Below are 19,449 nucleotides of genomic sequence, written 5' to 3' on the forward strand. Positions count from 1 at the left end.
TCTAGACCGCCTCGACCGTCAGTTCCAGGTCGGTATCAGCGGCGCCCGTCACGCGCACCTGCGTGCCGGCCGGCAGGTCAGGGCCGGAGACGCGCCACAACGTGTCGCCCAGCTTTATGCGGCCGCGCCCGTCCTTGATCGGCTCGGCAAGGGTCGCCGTCCGGCCGACCATCTGTGCGCCGCGACGGTTGAGCAGGGGCTGGTCGGTTTCATCATGGCGCCCGCCCACCAGCCGCTTGCCGACATAGGCCGAGACCAGCGACAGCGCGAGGAAGGCGAGGACCTGGACTTGCCAGGTCCAGAAACCGGCATCCCAGATGAGCAGTGAGACGACGCCTATCAACAGCGCGGCAATGCCGATCCACAGCATGAAAATGCCCGGCGCGATGACCTCCATTACCAGCAGGACGAAGCCGAGGACCATCCAGCTCCACGGGCCGAGTTCGGAAACAATGCGGCCGAGCATGGCTGTGGCCTCAGGTTTCGCTCGGGCGAACGACCGGCGGGCGGGCGGCCTGTCGTGCGGCACCGGCGGTGCCTTCGCTTCGGAAAACTTCTTTGGCGATTTCGCCAATTCCGCCGAGCGTGCCGATCAGCGATGAGGCTTCCATCGGCATCAGCACGAGCTTGCTGTTTGTCGCTGAGCCGATCCTGGTCAGCGCTTCGGTGTATTTCAGCGCGACGAAGTAGTTGAGCGCCTGCACGTCGCCTTTGGAAATCGCCTCCGACACCACCTGCGTGGCGCGTGCTTCAGCCTCGGCCGAGCGCTCGCGCGCCTCGGCATCGCGGAAGGCGGCTTCCTTGCGGCCTTCGGCCTCCAGGATCTGCGATTGCTTGAGGCCTTCGGCGGCGAGGATCTGCGCGCGCTTATTGCGCTCGGCCATCATCTGTCGGCCCATCGATTCGACGAGATTGGCCGGCGGGTTGATGTCCTTGATCTCGACACGAGTGATCTTGATGCCCCAGGGATGCGCCGCCTCGTCAACGACGCGCAGCAGGCGCTCGTTGATGGCGTCGCGGTTCGACAAAAGTTCGTCGAGGTCCATCGAGCCCATCACGGTGCGGATGTTGGTCATCGTGAGATTGAGAATCGCATTCTGCAGGCCGGAGACCTGGTAGGCGGCCTGCGCCGCGTTGAGCACCTGATAGAAGGCGATGCCATCGACGGCAACGGTGGCATTGTCGCGGGTGATGATCTCCTGCGTCGGTACGTCGAGCACCTGCTCCATCATGTTCATCTTGGCGCCGACACGGTCGACGAAAGGCACGATCAGGTTGAGGCCCGGGTTCAATGTCTTGGTGTAACGGCCAAAACGTTCGACGGTATAATTATAGCCTTGCGGAATTGTTCGGATGCCCTTGATAAGCACCAGCACGACAAGGGCGACAAGAACAAGAAGCGCGATATCAAAACCACTGAAACCCATTTGGCTCTCCCCTCAAAGGCCGGCCATGTTGGATATTCCACGCGACCGATTCCCATCAAACACTTAAGTGTGTTTCAGCAATGTTACAATCAGGTGATCACGGATTGCGGGTGCATAGACGGGTGATCTGTTCAGGCCCAGCCGGACAGCTCGCGCCGCACCATCGCCTCGATCACCGCCATGCCCTCGGCACTGTCGTTGAGGCAAGGGATGTGTGCGAACTTTTCGCCGCCGGCATGATGGAAGGTCTCGGACGCTTCCCTGCCGATCTCGTCCAGCGTCTCGATGCAGTCGACGGAAAATCCTGGATTGACGATGGCGACCGATTTCACGCCTTCGCGCCCTAGTCTTTCGACCGTCTTGTCGGTGTAGGGCTGCAGCCACTCCTGCGCGCCGAAGCGCGACTGGAAGGTGGTAATCAGCTTGTTTTCATCCCAGCCGAGCTTTTCGCGCAGCAGTCGGGTCGTCTCGAGGCAATGGGCCTGGTAGGGGTCGCCCTTGTCGGAATAGGGTTTCGGAATGCCGTGATAGGAAGCGATGACAATTTCCGGTTCGAAGTCGAGGCTCGCCAGATGCTTTTCGATCGAACGGGCGAGCGCCTCGATATAGGCCGACTCGTTGTAATAGGGTGGCACGCTGCGAATGGCCGGGGCGCGGCGCATCTTCATCAGCGCGCGAAACAGCTGGTCGTTGGCAGTCGCAGTCGTCGTCGCCGAATATTGCGGATAGAGCGGGAAAGACAGGATGCGGTCGCAGCCTTGCTCGACCAGTCTCTCGGCCACGCTCTCGGTCGAAGGGTTGCCGTAGCGCATCGCCCAGTCGACGACGATATTGGGTAGCTCGCCGAGCGCGAGCCCGAGCTTCTCGGCCTGGGCGCGGGTGTAGGTTCGCAGCGGCGACTCGTTGCGCTCCCGGTTCCATATCCTGGCATAGTTGGCCCCTGATTTCTTCGGCCGGGTGGTGAGGACCACGCCGTAGAGGATCGGATACCAGATCGCCTTGTTGAGCTCGATGACGCGCGGATCGGACAGGAACTCCCGGAGGTAGCGCCACATCGGCTTGAAGCCGGTGCCGTCCGGGGTGCCGAGATTGATCAGCATGACACCGACCTTGCCGGTCCTGACCAGAGGGCGCCCTGCCGACGGCGAGGCGGCAGTCTTCTCGGCTTTGATTTCAGCAGGGTTGGCAAGCGTCATGAGGTTCTCCAACACCGCGAACCAACGGTGCCGCGGCGAAAGTAGCGATGCCGCGCCGGTTTTCAAATGCTGCGTCTGGCCGCACCTTATCCCAGAAATGCAACACCCGCCCGGTCTGCCGGGCGGGTGCATTGCGTTCCTGCGGCCGGATTACTTCGAGGCCGCCGGGATCGTCAAGGTTGCGCCGACCGGAAGGCGGCGTGGCTCGTAGGCTTTGTTGGCATCGGAGATTATTTTCCATTTGGTGCCGTCGCCATAAGCCTTCACCGCGAGATCCCAATAGGTATCGCCGGCGACGATTACATGGCTGCTTTCGGCCGGTGCCGGCTCAGCCGGAGCAGGGGTCGCCGGAGCCGGTGTGGCCGGAGCCGCAGGTGCCGCCGGCCGGGCCGGCTCGGCGGGTGCGGGTGCCGGCGCTGTTTCAGCCGGGACGGCCGGCGGCGTCTTGGAAATGTCGCCGGAGCCGGCCGGCATTTCGGGCATTGCCGGCTCAACGGGCTTTGCCGGCGCAGCCTCAGCAGGTTTTGGCGGTTCGGCAGGGTTGGCAGGTTCTGCGGCCGGGGCCACGGTCGCGGCGATCTCGGTGATGCGGCCGTCGAGCTTCGGCGTATAGGGCCGGTGCGCGCCCAGGTAGTCGGCGACGACCTGTTCCAGCCCCGGGCCGTAATCATAGGCGTTCTTGGCCTTCTCGGCGAACACCTTGTAGCCGTCGCCGCCCTGGCGGACATAGTTGTTGGTGGCGACCAGGTAATCCTTGTCCGGCTTAATCGGCGTCCAGGCGCCGCCTTCCATGACCTCGACCGATTTGACGCGTGCGTTAGGCGGCGCCGATTTGTCGAACGCATATTTCAGGCCGGCAACCTGCGGGAAGCGCCCGGCGCCGTCCTCGACCTGGCTGAGGCCGCTTTCGAGGCCGGCAACCAAATCCTTGCCGGAGATCTGGAAGGTCGCCAGCGTGTTCTGAAACGGCAGGACGGTGAGAACCTCGCCCATGGTGACGGTGCCCTGGTCGATGGAGGCGCGCAAGCCGCCGCCATTCGAGATGACGATCTCGACACCTTGGCCCTTGACCCGGTCGAGGACGGCGTCGGAGACCAGATTGCCCATCTCGCATTCGCGGGCGCGGCAGTTTTCGCGACTGCCGTCGATCGCCTTGGTGGTCTCGGCGACTTCCTTGTTCTTCAAGGCCTCGATCGGCGCGCCGAGTTCCTTGATGCGGGCAAGCACGGCGGGGTCGGGCGTGATCGATTTGTCGAGATGGATGGGATCGCCGCTGGCCTCCTTGACGACGCCGTTGTCGTCGAACACGACCTTGAACTCGCCGAGATATTTCGAATAGGACGCCGCCTGCACGACCGGCACTTTGTAGCCGTCCGGATTGTCGACCATCGTCGGATAAGGGCCTTCCGCCTTGGGGTCGGTGTTGGACAGCAGCGAATGGCTGTGGCCGCCGACCACCACGTCGACGCCCGGGATCTTGGCGATCACGTCGCGCTCGCGCTTGTAGCCGATATGGGTCACCGCGATGATCTTGTTGACGCCCTCTCGCTTCAGTTTCTCGACCTCGGCGGTGATCGACTTGACGTCGTCTTCAATGGCGATGTTCGGGCCAGGGGTGGCAAGCTCCGGCGTGTCGTTGGTGACCGCGCCGACGATCCCGATCTTCTGGCCGCCGACCTCGACCACGATCGACGGCTTGACGCGGTCGCCGAGCTTGGATTGCGCACTGGCCTTCACATTGGCGCCGAGCACCGGAAACTGGATCATGTCGAGAAACGGCGCCAGCGCCGACTCGCCATCGTCGAACTCATGGTTGCCGAGAGCCTCGGCATCGAATTTCATCTGGTTGAGGAATTCGCCTTCGGTCTTGCCTTTGTAGGTCGTGTAGAAGAGCGAGCCCTGGAAATTGTCGCCGGCGCTGAGCAGCAGCACGTTCTGGCCTTCCAGCTTCTTGCGCTCCTGCGCGATCGCGGTGACCAGGCGGGCGGCGCCGCCGACGCATTCGCCCTTGGTCTCCTCCTCGGCCGAGCAGGTCGATTCGTACTTGTTGTTGCTCTCGATGCGGCTATGCCAGTCGTTGATGTGCAGGATGTTGAGCGTGTAGTCGGCAAAGGATACCCCTGCCGACAGGCCAAGCGCCGATGCCGACAGCGCGGCGATGGCAGCAATCTTCTTCATTCTCGTCTCCCGGATAACTTGAGTACAGCGCCGCGCGTCATTTGGGACGCGCAAAGGACGCTGTACCAATTTTTATTTTGCGCATGATCCTTTCCGAAAATCGACTCCGATTTTCGGGGTCATGCGCAGAGGCGTTTAACGCTCTTGTTTGACTGGGATGTAACAGCCCTCTTGGGCTATGTTCACATCGCGTTTCAGTCGATGCAAGCAGAAATCGGCATCAGCTTTGCCGGCGTAAAAAGAAGACGGCGGCTTGAAGCCGCCGCCCTTGTGCAAAGTAAATTCGGAATCGGATTTCAGGTGCGCCTGGTCAGCACAAAATTCTGCCCGCTCGCGCTGGTGCAATTGAGCTGGCTGGTGGAGACCATCAGGCAGTTGAAGCTGATCGGCGTCTGGCGGATCAGCGACGTGCCATGGATCTCGACCGAGGTGCCGCCGGTCATGGTGTAGCTGCCATCGGCAAGCTTCTGGCCGGTGTCGGTTGCGACGGTCGCGAAGCTGCCGCCCTTGAAGGTCGACAAGCCCGTGCCCTGCGCGTCGATCCAGGAGCCTTCAACCCCCTTGGCCGTGATCACCGGCGGCTCGCCTGGGCCGGTTGTCGTGCAGGCCGCCAACGCGACCGTAGCGGCCGCGGCAATGCCAGCCGAAAGCAGTCTTTGCGCAATCGTCATCTTCAAGATCCTCTCCTCTCGCATCGGCCCGAAAATCGATCCGATTTTCGGAAAGCACGATGCGCACATTCAAAGTGCTAGAGCGTACTTTGTGCGTCCAAATGGACGCACGTGGCTCTAGGCCGCCCCTCTTCAATCGCCCGATTTCCGGGCGATTGCAAGCTGGCCGAGTGTCGAGGCAACGCTGCTATCGAACGAGGATGTTGCGGAATTGCCACGGGTCTTTGGTATCGAGATCCTCGGGAAACAGACCAGGCCGATTGTCGAGCGGTGTCCAGTCGGTATAATAGCTCCTGACCGGCCCGAGATAGGGGCCCTGCACGTCGAGGCAGCGCTTGTAATCCATCTCGTCGGCCTCGACGATGCCGGCCTCGGGATTTTCCAGCGCCCAGACCATGCCGGCCAGCACCGCCGACGTGACCTGCATGCCGGTGGCGTTCTGATAGGGCGCCAGCTTGCGCGCCTCGGCCAGCGACAGCTGCGAGCCGTACCAGTAGGCGTTCTTGGCGTGGCCGTAGAGCAGCACGCCGAGTTCGTCGACGCCATCGACCAGTTCATTTTCGTCGAGCACGTGATGCACGGGCTGAGCCTTGCCGGCGACACCGAACATCTCGTGCAGCGACAGCACTGCGTCGTTGCAGGGATGATAGGCGTAATGGCAGGTCGGCCGGTATTGCACCTTGCCCTTCTTGCCGCGCAGCGTGAAAAAATCGGCAATCGAGATCGCTTCGTTGTGTGTCACCAGGAAACCGTATTGCGGGCCGGGCGTCGGACACCACGTGCGCACGCGTGTATTGGCGCCGGGCTGCTCCAGATAGATCGCGGCCTTCGAACCGTTCTTGTGGCTTTTGGCGTTCTTCGGCATCCACGCCTCATGCGTGCCCCAGCCGAGCTCGGCCGGCTGCAGCCCTTCCGAAATGAAGCCTTCGACCGACCAGGTGTTCCAGAACACGTTCATCGGCTTGGGCTTCTTGGTGCGCTGGGTGTCGCGCTCGGCGATATGGATGCCCTTGACGCCGGCCTTCTTCATCAGCCTGGCCCAGCCTTCGCGATCGTGCTGCGCGGGTTCCGAGAAGTCGAGGCCAAGATCTGTGGCGAGATTGACCAGTGCCTGCTTGACGAACCACGAGACCATGCCCGGATTGGCGCCGCAGCACGAGATCGCCGTGGTGCCGCCCGGGTTCTTCGCGATTTCAGTACGTACGGTCTCGCGCAGCGCATAGTTGGTGCGTGAGGCGTTGTCGGCCTTCTCGTCGAAATAAAAGCCGAGCCAGGGTTCGACCACCGTGTCGATATAGAGGACGCCAAGCTTGCGGCAGAGCTTCATCAGCTCAAGCGAGGAAGTGTCGACCGACAGGTTGACGCAAAAGCCCTGGCCGCCGCCATTGGTCAAAAGTGGTGTCAGCAGCTTCTTGTAGTTCTTTTTGGTCACCGCATCCTGCATGAAAGTGATGCCGCGCTCGTCGAGCAATTTACGGTCGGTGTCGCGCGGGTCGATGACCGTCATGCGCGACTTGTCGAATTTGAAATGGCGCTCGATCAGCGGCAGCGTTCCCCGTCCGATCGAGCCGAAGCCGATCATCACTACAGGGCCGGTGATCTCACCGTAAACGGGCCAGTTTTCATTCGCCATTTATCGATTACTCCCTCAAAAAACGCTTCGGAACAGCGGCTTGGCCGCGGCGCGACAAACCATAGATCATTGTCACAATAAAGCGAAAAGCGGACGGCCGGCCTCACGCCGCGCCATCCCGGCTACGGCTCGACTAGTCTTGCGAATGCAGGCTCGAAGAGGTCACGTGCCTCGGAGACCGGCAGTTCCAGCAGATCGTCGGCGCAGGCCTGGATGGCATGCGGCAGGGTCTGGAGCCCGAAAACCAGAACCTGCTTGTCGCCCTCACGCCAGAGGCTGACCGCTAGATATTCGCCGATGAGATCGTCCATGCCGCATTCGGCTTCGTGATCGATATCGGTCTGATCGATCGGTTTCTTGCGCCGCTGCTTGACGAAGGAGGCCAGGGAAGGACCGGGCTTGCCATCCACCGTATCCGAGAAAATGTCCTGAAGGCCAAGCAGGACGCCGCGCCGCACATCCATGATGTAGGCGTCCGAATAGTTGGTCGGATGCGCTCCGCCGCAGAAGATGCTGCCGGACTCCCGCCAGCTCATCAGCCGCGGAGTCAGCGACGTCACTTCGAATGTGCTGTCCTCATAGCCGCCGAGCGTGCCGCCGTTCATACCGTCAATTGGCCCGCCTTCGTCGAAACCGGCATATTGCGCCGCCACGCAGCCCAGTGCGCCGATGTTTGCGCGCCAGTGCCTCTCTTGCAGCAGAGCATTCGCGGCCTCGATCGGAACGTCGCCGGACAGTTCGACAATGCGCGGCGTGGCAAACCTGGTGCGGGGGTCGACGACATAGCGGTAGGTTGCGTCCGGCCAACCAGTCGTCTTGCCGTTATCGAGCTGAGTGTCCATCCGCAGATAGTCATAAGGGGACGTTTCCATAGTGAGCGGCGTGTCATTGGCGAAGAACTTCATGAAGCTGAAATCGTAGAGATCGAGCGGGGTGCTGGGCTCGTTCCCGGTCACTTGCCGACTTGCGACCCGTTCCAATCTGAGCGGCAGCGCCTTCTTTCCGTTCCAGCTGCCTTCAAGGGTCTTGCCGTTACTGGATGAGGCCAGGCGCCACACGGCGGCAATCGGCGCGGCCTTTCCGTCATCGCAATTGTCGGTGCCGCATGCCTCCTCCTCGGCCAGTTCGAACTTGCTGCCCCTTTGAGACCGGGCCTGCAGCGGGATGTCAACGCCCTTCGAGCGGTAGAAATAGCGGCCGGCCAGCGGGCCGCCGGGCGCCGCGGGGTCGCCGGTGAATTCGACGACGATATCGGCCTTTCCAAGCTTGCCGGCATAAGTCACCGGCTCCGCCTCGGCTGCTGTCGACAGTACCAGGATCGCGGCCATGAACGTGACCGGCCTGCTAAGATGCTGGATCATTGTTCCCCCCAGCGATCATTTTCAGTGTTCCCACCAGCCGGTCACGGTCGGCGGTCATCCCCTTGTAGTCGAGTTGTGCCTCGTCCAGCGCCAGAAGTTGTTCGGCCAAGGACGCCGCGAGCGCCGCGCGGTCGGGGTGGCGTTCCAGCACGGCGAGCGGGTCGAGATGGATGCGGATGGTGAAGAGTACGTCGCCCGAAACGGGGAGCTTTCTCAGCGTCTGCCGCTCGACGCGGATAAAGGCATGGGCGTCGATGTCGCCATCCGGGAATCTCGACGGGCGACTGCTGGCGCGGTCGATGCGTTCGAGGTTGGAGAGCGGATGGTAGAGCGCGTCGCCCGCCTGGATCGACCAGTTGTAGCGCTCGACGGCTTGGCCCTGGAGGCCGTCGAACATGCGGTTGATGAGATCGGCCGGGCGTGTGCCCGGGCCGAAACCCGGTACCGGCGCGTGGATCTGCTGCAGCGGCTTGCCGAATTTTTCGATCAGCGACCATGACGACGGGAAGCAGAGCGAGCCGGCCGCCAGACGCCAGCCGCTCTCGTCGCGACGCATCAGGATCAAATCCTCCTGGACGAGCAACGAGGCCGCGACAAGCGGCGCATCGCTGAAAGAAGCTGAGGTGCCTGAGCCCTCGAGATTGTCGATGCCGCCGATCACCTCGATCGCATTGTCGGTACGCCTGTGGGTCTCAGGAAAGTTCGCCGCCAGATGCGCACCGAGCAGATCGAGCACTTCGCGCTGGGCGTCGCGCGTTGTTTGCTCCTCGACAAAAACCTTGCCGGGAATTTCCGCGTAAAGCCGGCGTTTTTCGGCAAGATAGGGCAGCAGATATTCGTCGACCTCGATCCAGCTATCGAGATTGAGCGGCTTCAGCCCGATGGTGAAGAGTTTCGACGAGCCGTCATAGGGTGTGTGGGTCGGGGGGCGGAAACTCATGCTTCTTTGTAGGCTTCCAGCGCGGCGGCGGCCATTCTCGCCGTGAATTCGGTGATTTCGTAATCGGCGGCACCTGCCTTGGCGAAGGGATCGTCCGCCAGTCTGGCATCGAGCTCCTCGCGTGGACCGCGCGCGATGATGATGCCGCCGGTCCTTGGCCGCTTTGGCCCGGAGGCGACAAAGATACCTTCCGCGTAGCAGGCCTTCAGCCATTCGACATGCGCTTGCTGCAGGCGGTCGATCTCGGTCAGCGGCACCTTGTAGTTCAGCGAAACCACGAACATTGTTGTCTCCAGATGCTTCAGCCCAGCCGCGCCGGGATCAATCCGCGCAGCGAGTTGCCGACGAACAGCGCCTTGGCCGATTTCAGTTCGTTCCACGTGTAGACCGCTTCACCGGCGCGGCCTTGATCCAGCAGTTCGCCGCGCAGGACGCCAGGCAGCAGGCCGCAATCGAGCCGCGGCGTGGCCAGCACGCCGTCACCGAAATCGGCAAAGACATTGGTGATCGTGCCCTCGCAGATTTCGCCGCGCTCATTGGCGAGCAGCACCTCGTCGGCGCGGCTGGCGAGATATTCGGCGCGGGCGCGCGTATAGGTTTGTCGGCGGCTGGTCTTGTGGCGCAGCAGCATGTCGCTCGAATCAAGCCGCACCCGTGCCAGTTGAAGTGTCCAGACCTTGTCTGCGGCGAGCGGCTCGTAAGGCTGCGCCGAAACCGCGACTTCGCCCTTGCGCGACAGGACGAGGCGAGTGCGCAACGCGATCTGCTGGCGGCCGACCGCATTCATCAGCGCTTCGCCGACCCTTTGCGGATCGCAGGCGAAACCGAGTTCGCTTGCCGAGCCGTAAAGCCGCGCGAGATGGCGGTCGAAACGGACGAAACCCGAGCCGGGTTCCCAGCGCATTGTTTCGATCAGTTCGAAATCGGCAGTGTTCCCGTCGCGAAACGGGCTTTCAGCAGACACTCCTGGTACTCCTCTTCGGCTGTCGAATCGAAGACGACGCCACCGCCGACATTGTAGACCGCCTCGCCATTGGCAAAGAGCGAGATGGTGCGGATCGCCACCGAAAAGCGCATCCGGCCGCCAGGCGCGATCCAGCCTATGGCGCCGCAATAGACATCGCGCGGGCCACTTTCCAGCTCGCGCAGGATCTCCATGGCGCGGATCTTCGGTGCGCCGGTAATCGAGCCGCAGGGGAACAGCGCGGCGAAAATCTGGCGGATGGCGAGGCCGGGCAGGAGTTTCGCCCGCACGCGGCTCACCATCTGGTGGACGGTCGGGTAGCTCTCGATGCGGAAAAGCTCCGGCACATCGAGCGTGCCAACCTCGCTGATCAGTGAAATGTCATTGCGCAGGAGATCGACAATCATCCGGTTCTCGGCCTGGTTCTTCTCGTCGTTGCGCAAGAACGCTTTCAGGCGATCGTCCTCGGCTTTTGTTGCCCCGCGCGGCGCGGTGCCCTTCATCGGATGCGTCTCGATCATGCCTTCCGCGTCCACCTCGAAGAACAGTTCGGGCGAACGCGACAAGACGATCGGATCGCCGAGCGCGACCAGCGCCCCATACTTCACCGGCTGGCGTTCGGTCAGCGCGTTGAAGGCGACCAGCGGGTCGCCCGACCACTGCGCATGGACCGGAAAGGTCAGATTGCCCTGGTAGCAGTCGCCCTTGCGGATGTGGTCATGCAGCCTGGCAAAGCGTTTGGCGTAGTCGTCCGAAGACCAGGCTGCCTTGGCGTCGAAGATTGGGCCGTTGCTGGCCGGCGGATCGCCTGGCGCGACCGTCTGCTCGACCGGCGCATCGAACACGCCGAGGCAAAAAAGCGGGGCGCGGCGGCCGGCCGGCAGCAGCGGAACGAGCTTGGGTTCGAGCAGGTAACCGGCCTCGTAGGAGAAATAACCGGCCAGCCATTTGCCGCCGTCATGTGCAGCCTGCGCGGCTTCCAGCGCCGGCAAAAAATCCGCCTCGCCATGCGCTGCGATTAACTCGGCCGGCCGGTCGAAAACGAGCTGCCGCGCGGTCTCGTCGTTCCTGAAAATTGCAAAGGGCAGGGGCAGGGACATAAGGCTCGGATGCTGCGGTCACCAGCGATCGATCTATATGGGGGCTCGACCGTGCGCAATCGAGGGAACGGCGTCCCAAGACGCAAAGGCGCGGCGGCAAAAACAAAAGCGGCGCCCGAGAGCGCCGCCTTGTTCCCGATGCCGCCTTGCGATGGATCAGGTGTTGCTGGCTTCTCCCGCGGTCGGGAAGCGGCGCGCAAATTCCTTTTCGTCGCCGGCGGCAAGCAGTTTCGCCTGCTCGATCCAGCGTTCACGTTCGATACGGCCGTCGAAATTCAACGTCGCCTCGATCCGCTTGACATCGTCGGGCGTCCAGGCGGCGATCTGGGCATAGGTCGTGACCCCAAGCCCTTTGAGCAGCCGCTCGTTGGTCGGGCCGATGCCGATCAGGCGACGCAGATCGTTGGCGTTGCCTGGGGCAATAGCTGTTGCCTTGCCGGTCGCGGCTTTCTTTGCAGATGGCGCAGCCTTGCTTGCCGCCGGCGCGGTCGTCGGCGCGGCGCTCGCTTTCGATGCAGGCGGTTTCGGCGTTGCCGTTTTCGCGGCACTTGCGCGTGGCGCGGTCGCGGCCTTCGCCGTTGCAGATTTCTTCGGCGCCGGTTTGGCCGGTGCGGATGTCGAAATCAGCGTTGACGGCGCCTGCATCGCCGCCTTGGTCGCACCGGCCTTGGCGGCTGGCGCCTTGGCTGTTGCCGCCTTCGCGGTTGGCGCCTGGGTGGTTTTCGCCTCGCCCAGCCGGCGTTCGAGATCGGCGCGGGCGCGGCCGCATGCATCCAACTCACCGGTCAGACGGTCGCTATCGGCCCGCAATCTGTCGCGTTCGCTGCGCGTGCGGTTTAGATCGCCGCGCAAACTGTCGAGTTCGCCACGCAGGCGTCCCCAAATGAACCAGCCAACCAACACACCTACCAGGAACGCCAGGAGCATGTAGAAAAAAGTGCCCATTGTCTTTCTCTCTCCAGTCCGATCCGTCCGCCCTGGCCTGTAGAGCCATGACCTCGGCGAAGGACCATTCGATGGTGGTTCCGCAATTTGCAGAACAGCCGGCTTCGATCGAGCTGTCGGCGACCGGTTTGCCCCTGGCCAACAACCGTTGTCGCATCCGCCGACACGCCATGGCCGGTCGGGATTTTCCGACCGGATCCATTCGTGCCCGGCTGAGCTTGAGGGCGGACGCTATCATACAGCTTACGGGAATCTAACGGAAAACTTCCATGGAAAGTTATTTAAGAACAAATAACCAAGACAAGAATAGACCATCGCCAATATGCGTTGCTGCTAAACTGTTCTGGAAAACCCGGTCATCCGGTGTTGCGCATCGCCCAGTGTTGCGCATCACTTGTCCAGTGTTTCCAGCTCGTCGATCAGTCCGCTGATCACGCCAAGCCCGATCTGCCAGAAGGCAGGGTCGGCCGCGTCGAGGCCGAACGGCGCTAGAAGCTCGGAATGATGCTTGGTGCCGCCGGCGCGCAGCATGGCAAAATATTTCTCCTGAAAGCCGCGCTCGGCGTTCTGGTAGACCGCGTAGAGCGAGTTCACCAGGCAATCGCCGAATGCGTAGGCATAGACGTAGAAAGGCGAGTGGATGAAGTGCGGGATATAGGTCCAGAAAACCTCGTACCCTTCGCGCAGCTTGATCGCCGGCCCGAGGCTTTCCGCCTGCACTTCCAACCAGAACTGGCCGAGCTTGTCCGAGGTCAGTTCGCCGCTCCTGCGCTCGGCATGCACCTTGCGCTCGAACTCGTAGAAGGCGATCTGGCGCACGACCGTGTTGATCATGTCCTCGACCTTCTGGGCGAGCATGGCCTTGCGTTCGCGCTTGTCGGTGGTCTGCTCGAGCAGCGAGCGGAAGGTCAGCATTTCGCCAAACACCGATGCGGTTTCGGCCAGCGTCAGCGGCGTCGATGCCATCAGGGCGCCCTGGCCGCCGGCCAGCACCTGGTGCACGCCGTGGCCGAGTTCGTGCGCCAGCGTCATCACATCGCGCGGCTTGCCCATGTAGTTGAGCAGCACATAGGGATGCGCCGAAGGCACGGTCGGATGGGCGAAGGCGCCAGGCGACTTGCCGGGTCTCACCGGTGCATCGATCCAGTTGCGGTCGAAGAAAGTTCTGGCGATCTCCGCCATGTCGGGCGAAAAGCGCTGGTAGGCGGAAAGCACGGTGTTCTTGGCCTCGTCCCAGCCGATGACCGCCTGTGGGGTCTCGGGCAATGGCGCATTGCGGTCCCAGTGGTTCATCACCTCCATGCCGAGCCAGCGCGCCTTCATCGCGTAATAGCGATGCGACAGGCGTGGATAGGCGTCGCGAACCGCGGCGGCGAGCGCATCCACCACGCTGCGTTCGACGCGGTTGGCGAGATGGCGGGAATCGGCAATGTCCTCGAAGCCGCGCCAGCGGTCGGAGATCTCCTTGTCCTTGGCCAGCGTGTTGGTGACCAGTGTAAAGACGCGCAGATTCTTGCGGAAGGTCGTGGCCAGCGCCTCGGACGCCCGGCGGCGCACCTCGCCGTCGGCGTCCTGCAGGCGATTGAGCGCCGGCTCAAGCGTCAGCTCCTCGCCGTCGACGTCGAAACGCAAATCGGTCATCGTCTCGTCGAACAGGCGGTTCCAGGCCCCGCGCCCGGTGATCGATTTTTCATGGAAGAGCTGCTCTATGCGGTCTTCGAGCTGATAGGGCTTATCCTTGCGCAGATCGAGCACCCAGGGCCGGTAATGGGCGAAGGCCGGATCGGCGGCGAGTGCGGTTTCGATCGCACCATCGTCGATGAGATTCAGCTCGAGCGCGAAAAACAGCAGGTGCGCGCTGGCATCGGTCATCTTTTCCTGGATGTCGCCATAGAGCTTGGCGCGCTGCGGATCCGACGTGTTGCCGGCATAGACAAGCCCGGCATAGGAGACGATGCGGCCGATCAGCTCCTCCAGCACTTCATAGACCTGAAGCGCCTCGCCAAGCCTGCCGGCGCCGCCACGCCCGGCCTCGGCGGCGAGCGTGCCTTTCCAACGGCTCTCGAAGGCGATGGCATCGGCGGCGGCCTTGGCGATGTCGCGCTTCAACTCGGGCGCCTCCATGCCCGAATAGAGATCGGCTAGATTCCATTCCGGCAGGTCGCCAAGCTCCGCCACGCCCTGACCGGGCGCCGCCGCCAGCTTTCGAGCAAAAACCATGCGCATTGCCGATCCTTCCAGACACAAAAATTCGAGGAAACGAGAAGCCGGTCAAATCCTAAGGAATTCATTCACCGGGTTTTTTGAAAGCTTATTTAGAACCCTGTGCCAAGATGATCCATAGGGCGCATTCTCGGGCGGGCACGGTCGGATCAGTCATGGCAGCTTCCATACTCATAGTCGATGACGATCCCGTGCAGCGCAGGCTGCTCGAGGCGGCGGTGACGAAATTCGGCCACACCGCGATCGTCGCCGATGGCGGCGAGGCCGGTCTCGATCTCGTCGACGGACCCAATGCGCGCGACGTGTCGGTGATCATCCTCGACCTGATGATGCCGGGCCTCGATGGCATCGGCGTGCTGAAGGCGATGCGCGAGCGCGGCATCCACATTCCCGTCATCGTGCAGACCGCGCAGGGCGGCATCGAAACCGTCGTTTCGGCAATGCGTCACGGCGCCTTCGATTTCGTCGTCAAGCCGGCCTCTCCCGACAGGCTGCAGGCGTCGATCGGCAACGCCCTCAAGGTCGAAGCGCTCGAAGGCGAAGTGAAGCGCTCGTCACGGCAGCGCGGCGGCCATCTGACGTTCAAGGACATGATCACCCACAGTCCGGCGATGGATCGGGTGATCCGGCTCGGCAGCAAGGCGGCGGCGTCCAACATTCCGATCCTGATCGAAGGTGAATCCGGCGTCGGCAAGGAACTGGTGGCGCGCGCCATCCAGGGCAGCGGCGACCGCCGCTCGAAACCCTTCGTCACCGTCAATTGCGGCGCCATCCCCGACAATCTGGTCGAATCGATCCTGTTCGGGCACGAGAAGGGCTCGTTCACCGGCGCCACCGAAAAACATACCGGCAAATTCGTCGAAGCGCACACCGGCACGCTGTTCCTTGACGAGATCGGCGACCTGCCGCTCGACGTGCAGGTCAAGCTGTTGCGCGCCGTACAGGACGGCGAGGTCGATCCGGTTGGCGGCCGCTCGACCGTCAGGGTCGACATCAGGCTGATCTCGGCAACCCATCGCAACCTGCTGCAGCAGGTCAAGGACGGCAAGTTCCGCGAGGACCTGTTCTACCGGCTGAACGTCTATCCGATCTTCGTGCCGCCATTACGCGACCGTCGCGGCGACATCCCCTATCTGGTCGAGCACTTCATGGAGAAGGTGGCGCCCGCCGATCCGCGCCACCGCCTGCGGGGCATCTCGGCTGCGGCGCTTGCCATGCTGCAGGCCTATGACTGGCCGGGCAACATAAGGCAGCTCGAAAATGCCGTCTTCCGGGCTTCGGTGCTTGCCGACGGCGACATGCTGACTGAAGAAGAGTTCCCGCAGATCCGGGCGCAGGTCGAGGGCACGGTCAATCTCGATGCGGGTATCGCCTTGCCCAATTCAGTGGGGCCAGCTTCAGGGTGGCCAGCTTCTGGAGTGGCTTCGGGCAGCCAGCCGCGTGATAACGTCCCGGCCGCCGTCGGCGTCGCCGCGGCCGAGCCCGATGCACCGGCCAGGCCTCGTTTCGGCACGCTGCGGGCGCTCGACGAGCGCGGCAATGTGCGTGCGCTGGCCGACGTCGAACTCGAAATGATCAAGCTCGCCATCGATCACTATAACGGCCAGATGAGCGAAGTCGCCCGCCGCCTCGGCATCGGCCGGTCGACGCTCTACCGCAAGCTCAAGGAATACGGCATCGACCCGGAAACCGGCCGCGTCGAACGGCTCGCTTCCTGAGTCACAGGGCCAAGCCGGTTCTCATCCGGACATCATTCCACGCAACTGCGCCTCGAAATGATGTGTTCGCCACAGTGTTCACGTATTAAGGCGGACGGTAACAGATCGTGTTTCGAGCTGGCGCCAAAACATGATCTAAACCAGCGGTTTACCAAGATATCCTGCGCAATATTTTTGGCGGGATATCGCCACCGTGTTACCGCATTTCGGCTTCAATAAGCGATGATTAACCATTAGGATCGATATTCGGATGCACACACCACGCATCCGTTTGGTCAAATCCGGGGACAAAACGGCAGCCTGCAAGGCCTTTTGATTTGAACAGAATCGAACGACACGAAAACGGGCGGCATTATCACATGAGCGTCTGGCCGAGATGGCTGGCAGCGGTGATTGTTGCCGTCGGGTTCCTTGCAGCGGCGGCAACCGGCGCCAGCGCCGAGACACGTTCGCTGAAGCTCTATCATCTCCACACGCATGAAAAGGCGGAGATCGTCTACAAGCGCAACGGCCGCTACGACCAGGCGGGCTTGCGAAAGATCAACATCATCCTGCGCGACTGGCGTCGCAACGAGCCGACCAAGATGGATCCGCGCCTGCTGGACCTGGTCTGGGAGGCCTATCGGGAGAGCGGCGCCACCGACTACATACAGGTCGTCTGCGGCTATCGTTCGCCGGCCACGAATTCGATGCTGCGCAGCCGCAGCAGGGGCGTCGCCGAAAAAAGCCAGCACATGCTCGGCAGGGCGATGGATTTCTATATTCCCGGCGTGCCGCTGAAGAAGCTGCGCGACGTCGGCCTCAGGATGCAGGGCGGCGGCGTCGGCTACTATCCCAGCTCCGGCTCGCCCTTCGTGCATATGGATGTCGGCAATGTACGCCACTGGCCCGGCATCAGCCGCCAGGAACTGGCGCGCGTGTTCCCCAACGGCAAGACGCTGCATGTGCCGAGCGACGGCAAGCCGCTGCCTGGCTATCAACAGGCGCTCGCCTCCTACAAAGCCCGCAAGGGGGCCGGCGCGCCGGCCATCGAACTCGCCAGCGCAAGCGGCGGTGCCAAAAAATCCCGTGGGTTCTTGGCAGCCCTCTTCGGCGGTGGCGACGACGAGGCGGACGACAGCGCCGACGTGGCGATGGCCGAGCCGGCGCCAAAGCCCCGTAACGTGAAGCCGGCGCCGTCCGCCAAGAGCAGCAACCTGCCTGGCATTGCCATCGTCGCGCCTCAGGATGCCAAGCGCGCCGAGATTCCGGAAGTCGCCGATGCTCCGGCGCCTGCGCCTGAACCGGAGAACGACACGCCGGAGACGATCATCGCGGCATTGCCTGCCCGCAGCATCCCGCTACCGGATTTTGCTCCGCGCCCGAAGACGGACGTCGGCGGCCAGCCGCCTGAGAACGTTCCGTTCGGCGTGGCGGATGCGGCTGGATCGACTGAACAGGCGGTGGCGACCGCGCAAGCGCCGGCAAGTGTGGCGCCGGCAAATGTTCCGTTCGGTATAGCAGACCCGTCTGCTGCGGCCGGCCCGGTGCAGGTCGCTGCAAACAACGTTCCCGTGCCGAGCTGGCGGCCCGATCATTCGCTGCCGGCCGATCTTTCGCCTGCTAGTCTTGCGCCGCAGGACAAGCAAGTGTTGCTGGCGCTGGCGAGTGCGGCCGAGCGGAGCAACACCGCCACCGACGCATTCTCGGTGTTGCCGTCGGCGCGGCCCGACAGTTCCCAGCCCGACGAGGTCAAGGCCGTTCTGGAAAGGGTCAGCGCGACCGACGAATACAAGGTCGCGTCGCTTTCCGAGCAAGCATCGGTGTTCGAGGAACCGGCGAGCGACGACGGGGCATCGAGCGACGGGGCATCGCCGCGCGAGGCCATCGTTGCCCGCCCGGCCGGCTCCGATCCGGCCGCCGTCATCGGTGCAGGCGTGAAGACCACACGCAAGGAACCCAGGGCCACCGCCCGCGACCTGAAGCCCGGCCCCAAGCCGGTGGTGGTCGCCGCCGCGCCGCAGGCCGCCCGGTGGGCGCTGCACAGCGGTGAGTATGTCGCAACTGTTTCAGATGCGACAACGGCGCCGCGCTACGCCTACGACTTCGTCCGTACGGCACCGAGCGAGGTCTATACGATAGGCTTCCAGCCGGGCAACGAGATGGCCGACGCAAACCGGTTCACCGGCAAAGCCGTCAAGTTCATGTCGGTTGCCCGCTTCAAGACCGAGTAGGCCGCGCTGGGCACCTCGCGCGGCCTCCACCGCCGGCACTGGCTTCCTTCATCCAGAGATGCTAACCACTGGTCGGCATTCTCCCGCTTCGTCTAATGGTAGGACAGCGCCCTTTGAAGGCGTGAATCGTGGTTCGAGCCCATGAGCGGGAACCAGCCCGGCGAACCAGATCGGCGGCGGCTTTTGATGCAGAAGATGCTAGCGCCCGAGCTTGCTTGCCGCGCGCGCCAAGGCTTCGATCTCGTCCCATTTGCCGGCCTTGACCAGATCGTCCGGCGCCACCCAGGAACCGCCGACGCAGATGACGTTGGGCAGGCTGAGGTAGTCCGCGGCATTCTTGCCGGTGATACCGCCGGTCGGGCAGAATTTCACGTCGGCAAGCGGCGAGGCGAAAGCCTTGAGCGAAGCGATGCCGCCCGACTGTTCGGCCGGGAAGAATTTCAGAAAGCGCAGGCCGGCTTCGCGGGCGGCCATGACCTCTCCCGGCGTGATGGCGCCGGGCAGCAACGGCACGTCGCTGTCCTTGGCTGCCGCGAGAAGCTCGCGGGTGATGCCGGGGCTGACGATGAACTTCGAACCGGCGGCCGCCGCCTCGCCGAACTGGCGGGCGTCCAGGATGGTGCCGGCGCCGACGACGGCGTCTTCAACCTCGCCCGCCACCCGGCGGATCGCCTCCAGCGCGTCGGCGGTGCGCAGCGTGATCTCGATCGCCGGCAGGCCGCCGCGGGCCAGCGCCCGGGCCAGCGGCACCGCGTCGGCGGGATTGGCGATCTTCAGCACCGGTATGACCGGCTGGCCGTTGAGGAGCGACAGGAGCTTTTCGGTCGTGCTGGGCATTCGTCGTCTCTCCTCTGTTGATCAAGTCGACCGGTTAGCAGAA

Annotated in this window: 16 protein-coding genes and 1 tRNA gene; 3 read left to right on the forward strand and 14 right to left on the reverse strand. The window is 63.1% G+C overall.

Going from position 1 to position 19,449, the window contains the following annotated elements; genetic code table 11:
- Position 1 precedes the first annotated feature (1 nt).
- The 13 genes from NKI41_RS08755 to NKI41_RS08815 form a co-directional block, all read right to left on the reverse strand.
- Complete coding sequence (locus NKI41_RS08755; RefSeq protein ID WP_352682513.1) at positions 2–466, reverse strand: NfeD family protein; 465 nt, start codon at positions 464–466, stop codon at positions 2–4.
- 10 nt (positions 467–476) lie between these two features.
- Positions 477–1,427 (reverse strand): SPFH domain-containing protein, encoded by a 951-nt coding sequence (locus tag NKI41_RS08760; protein ID WP_352539357.1) that lies wholly within the window; start codon positions 1,425–1,427, stop codon positions 477–479.
- Between the two features lie 131 nt (positions 1,428–1,558).
- Positions 1,559–2,623 (reverse strand): ferrochelatase, encoded by a 1,065-nt coding sequence (gene hemH / locus NKI41_RS08765; protein WP_352682515.1) that lies wholly within the window; start codon positions 2,621–2,623, stop codon positions 1,559–1,561.
- A 150-nt stretch (positions 2,624–2,773) separates the two neighbouring features.
- The gene (locus NKI41_RS08770) at positions 2,774–4,801 is read right to left on the reverse strand and encodes a 5'-nucleotidase C-terminal domain-containing protein (RefSeq protein ID WP_352682517.1); all 2,028 of its coding nucleotides are present in this window, start codon (positions 4,799–4,801) and stop codon (positions 2,774–2,776) included.
- Between the two features lie 296 nt (positions 4,802–5,097).
- On the reverse strand, positions 5,098–5,472 hold the full coding sequence (gene omp10, locus NKI41_RS08775; RefSeq protein ID WP_023720183.1) for an outer membrane lipoprotein Omp10: 375 nt from the start codon (positions 5,470–5,472) through the stop codon (positions 5,098–5,100).
- Between the two features lie 187 nt (positions 5,473–5,659).
- Complete coding sequence (locus tag NKI41_RS08780; protein WP_352448220.1) at positions 5,660–7,105, reverse strand: homospermidine synthase; 1,446 nt, start codon at positions 7,103–7,105, stop codon at positions 5,660–5,662.
- A gap of 122 nt (positions 7,106–7,227) precedes the next feature.
- Positions 7,228–8,466 carry a hypothetical protein gene (locus tag NKI41_RS08785; RefSeq protein ID WP_352682519.1) on the reverse strand — a complete coding sequence of 413 codons (1,239 nt, stop codon included), beginning with the start codon at positions 8,464–8,466 and terminating at the stop codon, positions 7,228–7,230.
- Positions 8,450–9,406 carry a heme-dependent oxidative N-demethylase family protein gene (locus NKI41_RS08790; protein ID WP_352469535.1) on the reverse strand — a complete coding sequence of 319 codons (957 nt, stop codon included), beginning with the start codon at positions 9,404–9,406 and terminating at the stop codon, positions 8,450–8,452. Before NKI41_RS08790 ends, NKI41_RS08785 begins: the two co-directional genes overlap by 17 nt.
- Complete coding sequence (locus tag NKI41_RS08795) at positions 9,403–9,690, reverse strand: YciI family protein (RefSeq protein WP_352682521.1); 288 nt, start codon at positions 9,688–9,690, stop codon at positions 9,403–9,405. The genes NKI41_RS08790 and NKI41_RS08795 overlap by 4 nt, the downstream gene beginning before the upstream one ends.
- A 17-nt stretch (positions 9,691–9,707) precedes the next feature.
- On the reverse strand, positions 9,708–10,370 hold the full coding sequence (locus tag NKI41_RS08800) for an aminotransferase class IV family protein (RefSeq protein WP_352682523.1): 663 nt from the start codon (positions 10,368–10,370) through the stop codon (positions 9,708–9,710).
- On the reverse strand, positions 10,319–11,470 hold the full coding sequence (locus NKI41_RS08805; protein ID WP_352682525.1) for an aminodeoxychorismate synthase component I: 1,152 nt from the start codon (positions 11,468–11,470) through the stop codon (positions 10,319–10,321). Before NKI41_RS08805 ends, NKI41_RS08800 begins: the two co-directional genes overlap by 52 nt.
- 156 nt (positions 11,471–11,626) lie before the next feature.
- A complete protein-coding gene (locus tag NKI41_RS08810; RefSeq protein ID WP_352682527.1) occupies positions 11,627–12,415 on the reverse strand; it encodes a helix-hairpin-helix domain-containing protein in 789 nt (262 codons plus the stop codon).
- 390 nt (positions 12,416–12,805) lie between these two features.
- Positions 12,806–14,641, reverse strand: coding sequence for a M3 family oligoendopeptidase (locus NKI41_RS08815; protein ID WP_352682529.1), 1,836 nt, complete (start codon positions 14,639–14,641; stop codon positions 12,806–12,808).
- 152 nt (positions 14,642–14,793) lie between these two features.
- Here NKI41_RS08815 and NKI41_RS08820 point away from each other — a divergent pair, with 152 nt between their 5' ends.
- The 3 genes from NKI41_RS08820 (at position 14,794) to NKI41_RS08830 (ending at position 18,724) form a co-directional block, all read left to right on the forward strand.
- Positions 14,794–16,356 carry a sigma-54-dependent transcriptional regulator gene (locus NKI41_RS08820; RefSeq protein WP_352682531.1) on the forward strand — a complete coding sequence of 521 codons (1,563 nt, stop codon included), beginning with the start codon at positions 14,794–14,796 and terminating at the stop codon, positions 16,354–16,356.
- Between the two features lie 359 nt (positions 16,357–16,715).
- Positions 16,716–18,569: a peptidoglycan L,D-endopeptidase MepK gene (gene mepK / locus NKI41_RS08825; RefSeq protein ID WP_352682533.1), complete on the forward strand. Its 1,854-nt coding sequence runs from the start codon at positions 16,716–16,718 to the stop codon at positions 18,567–18,569.
- Positions 18,570–18,650: 81 nt separating this feature from the next.
- Positions 18,651–18,724, forward strand: a tRNA-Gln gene (locus tag NKI41_RS08830).
- A gap of 43 nt (positions 18,725–18,767) precedes the next feature.
- Here NKI41_RS08830 and NKI41_RS08835 read toward each other — a convergent pair.
- Positions 18,768–19,406 carry a 2-dehydro-3-deoxy-phosphogluconate aldolase gene (locus tag NKI41_RS08835; RefSeq protein ID WP_352469543.1) on the reverse strand — a complete coding sequence of 213 codons (639 nt, stop codon included), beginning with the start codon at positions 19,404–19,406 and terminating at the stop codon, positions 18,768–18,770.
- Between the last annotated feature and the right edge of the window lie 43 nt (positions 19,407–19,449).

This window comes from Mesorhizobium sp. M0601 (assembly GCF_040320845.1).
Lineage (GTDB): Bacteria > Pseudomonadota > Alphaproteobacteria > Rhizobiales > Rhizobiaceae > Mesorhizobium.

Excerpts from the sequence above, each read along its gene's own strand:
- NKI41_RS08755 (WP_352682513.1), bottom strand. The coding sequence starts at position 466 with ATGCTCGGCCGCATTGTTTCCGAACTCGGCCCGTGGAGCTGGATGGTC.
- NKI41_RS08760 (WP_352539357.1), bottom strand. The coding sequence starts at position 1,427 with ATGGGTTTCAGTGGTTTTGATATCGCGCTTCTTGTTCTTGTCGCCCTT.
- hemH (WP_352682515.1), bottom strand. The coding sequence starts at position 2,623 with ATGACGCTTGCCAACCCTGCTGAAATCAAAGCCGAGAAGACTGCCGCC.
- NKI41_RS08770 (WP_352682517.1), bottom strand. The coding sequence starts at position 4,801 with ATGAAGAAGATTGCTGCCATCGCCGCGCTGTCGGCATCGGCGCTTGGC.
- omp10 (WP_023720183.1), bottom strand. The coding sequence starts at position 5,472 with ATGACGATTGCGCAAAGACTGCTTTCGGCTGGCATTGCCGCGGCCGCT.
- NKI41_RS08780 (WP_352448220.1), bottom strand. The coding sequence starts at position 7,105 with ATGGCGAATGAAAACTGGCCCGTTTACGGTGAGATCACCGGCCCTGTA.
- NKI41_RS08785 (WP_352682519.1), bottom strand. The coding sequence starts at position 8,466 with ATGATCCAGCATCTTAGCAGGCCGGTCACGTTCATGGCCGCGATCCTG.
- NKI41_RS08790 (WP_352469535.1), bottom strand. The coding sequence starts at position 9,406 with ATGAGTTTCCGCCCCCCGACCCACACACCCTATGACGGCTCGTCGAAA.
- NKI41_RS08795 (WP_352682521.1), bottom strand. The coding sequence starts at position 9,690 with ATGTTCGTGGTTTCGCTGAACTACAAGGTGCCGCTGACCGAGATCGAC.
- NKI41_RS08805 (WP_352682525.1), bottom strand. The coding sequence starts at position 11,470 with ATGTCCCTGCCCCTGCCCTTTGCAATTTTCAGGAACGACGAGACCGCG.
- NKI41_RS08810 (WP_352682527.1), bottom strand. The coding sequence starts at position 12,415 with ATGGGCACTTTTTTCTACATGCTCCTGGCGTTCCTGGTAGGTGTGTTG.
- NKI41_RS08815 (WP_352682529.1), bottom strand. The coding sequence starts at position 14,641 with ATGCGCATGGTTTTTGCTCGAAAGCTGGCGGCGGCGCCCGGTCAGGGC.
- NKI41_RS08820 (WP_352682531.1), top strand. The coding sequence starts at position 14,794 with ATGGCAGCTTCCATACTCATAGTCGATGACGATCCCGTGCAGCGCAGG.
- mepK (WP_352682533.1), top strand. The coding sequence starts at position 16,716 with ATGAGCGTCTGGCCGAGATGGCTGGCAGCGGTGATTGTTGCCGTCGGG.
- NKI41_RS08835 (WP_352469543.1), bottom strand. The coding sequence starts at position 19,406 with ATGCCCAGCACGACCGAAAAGCTCCTGTCGCTCCTCAACGGCCAGCCG.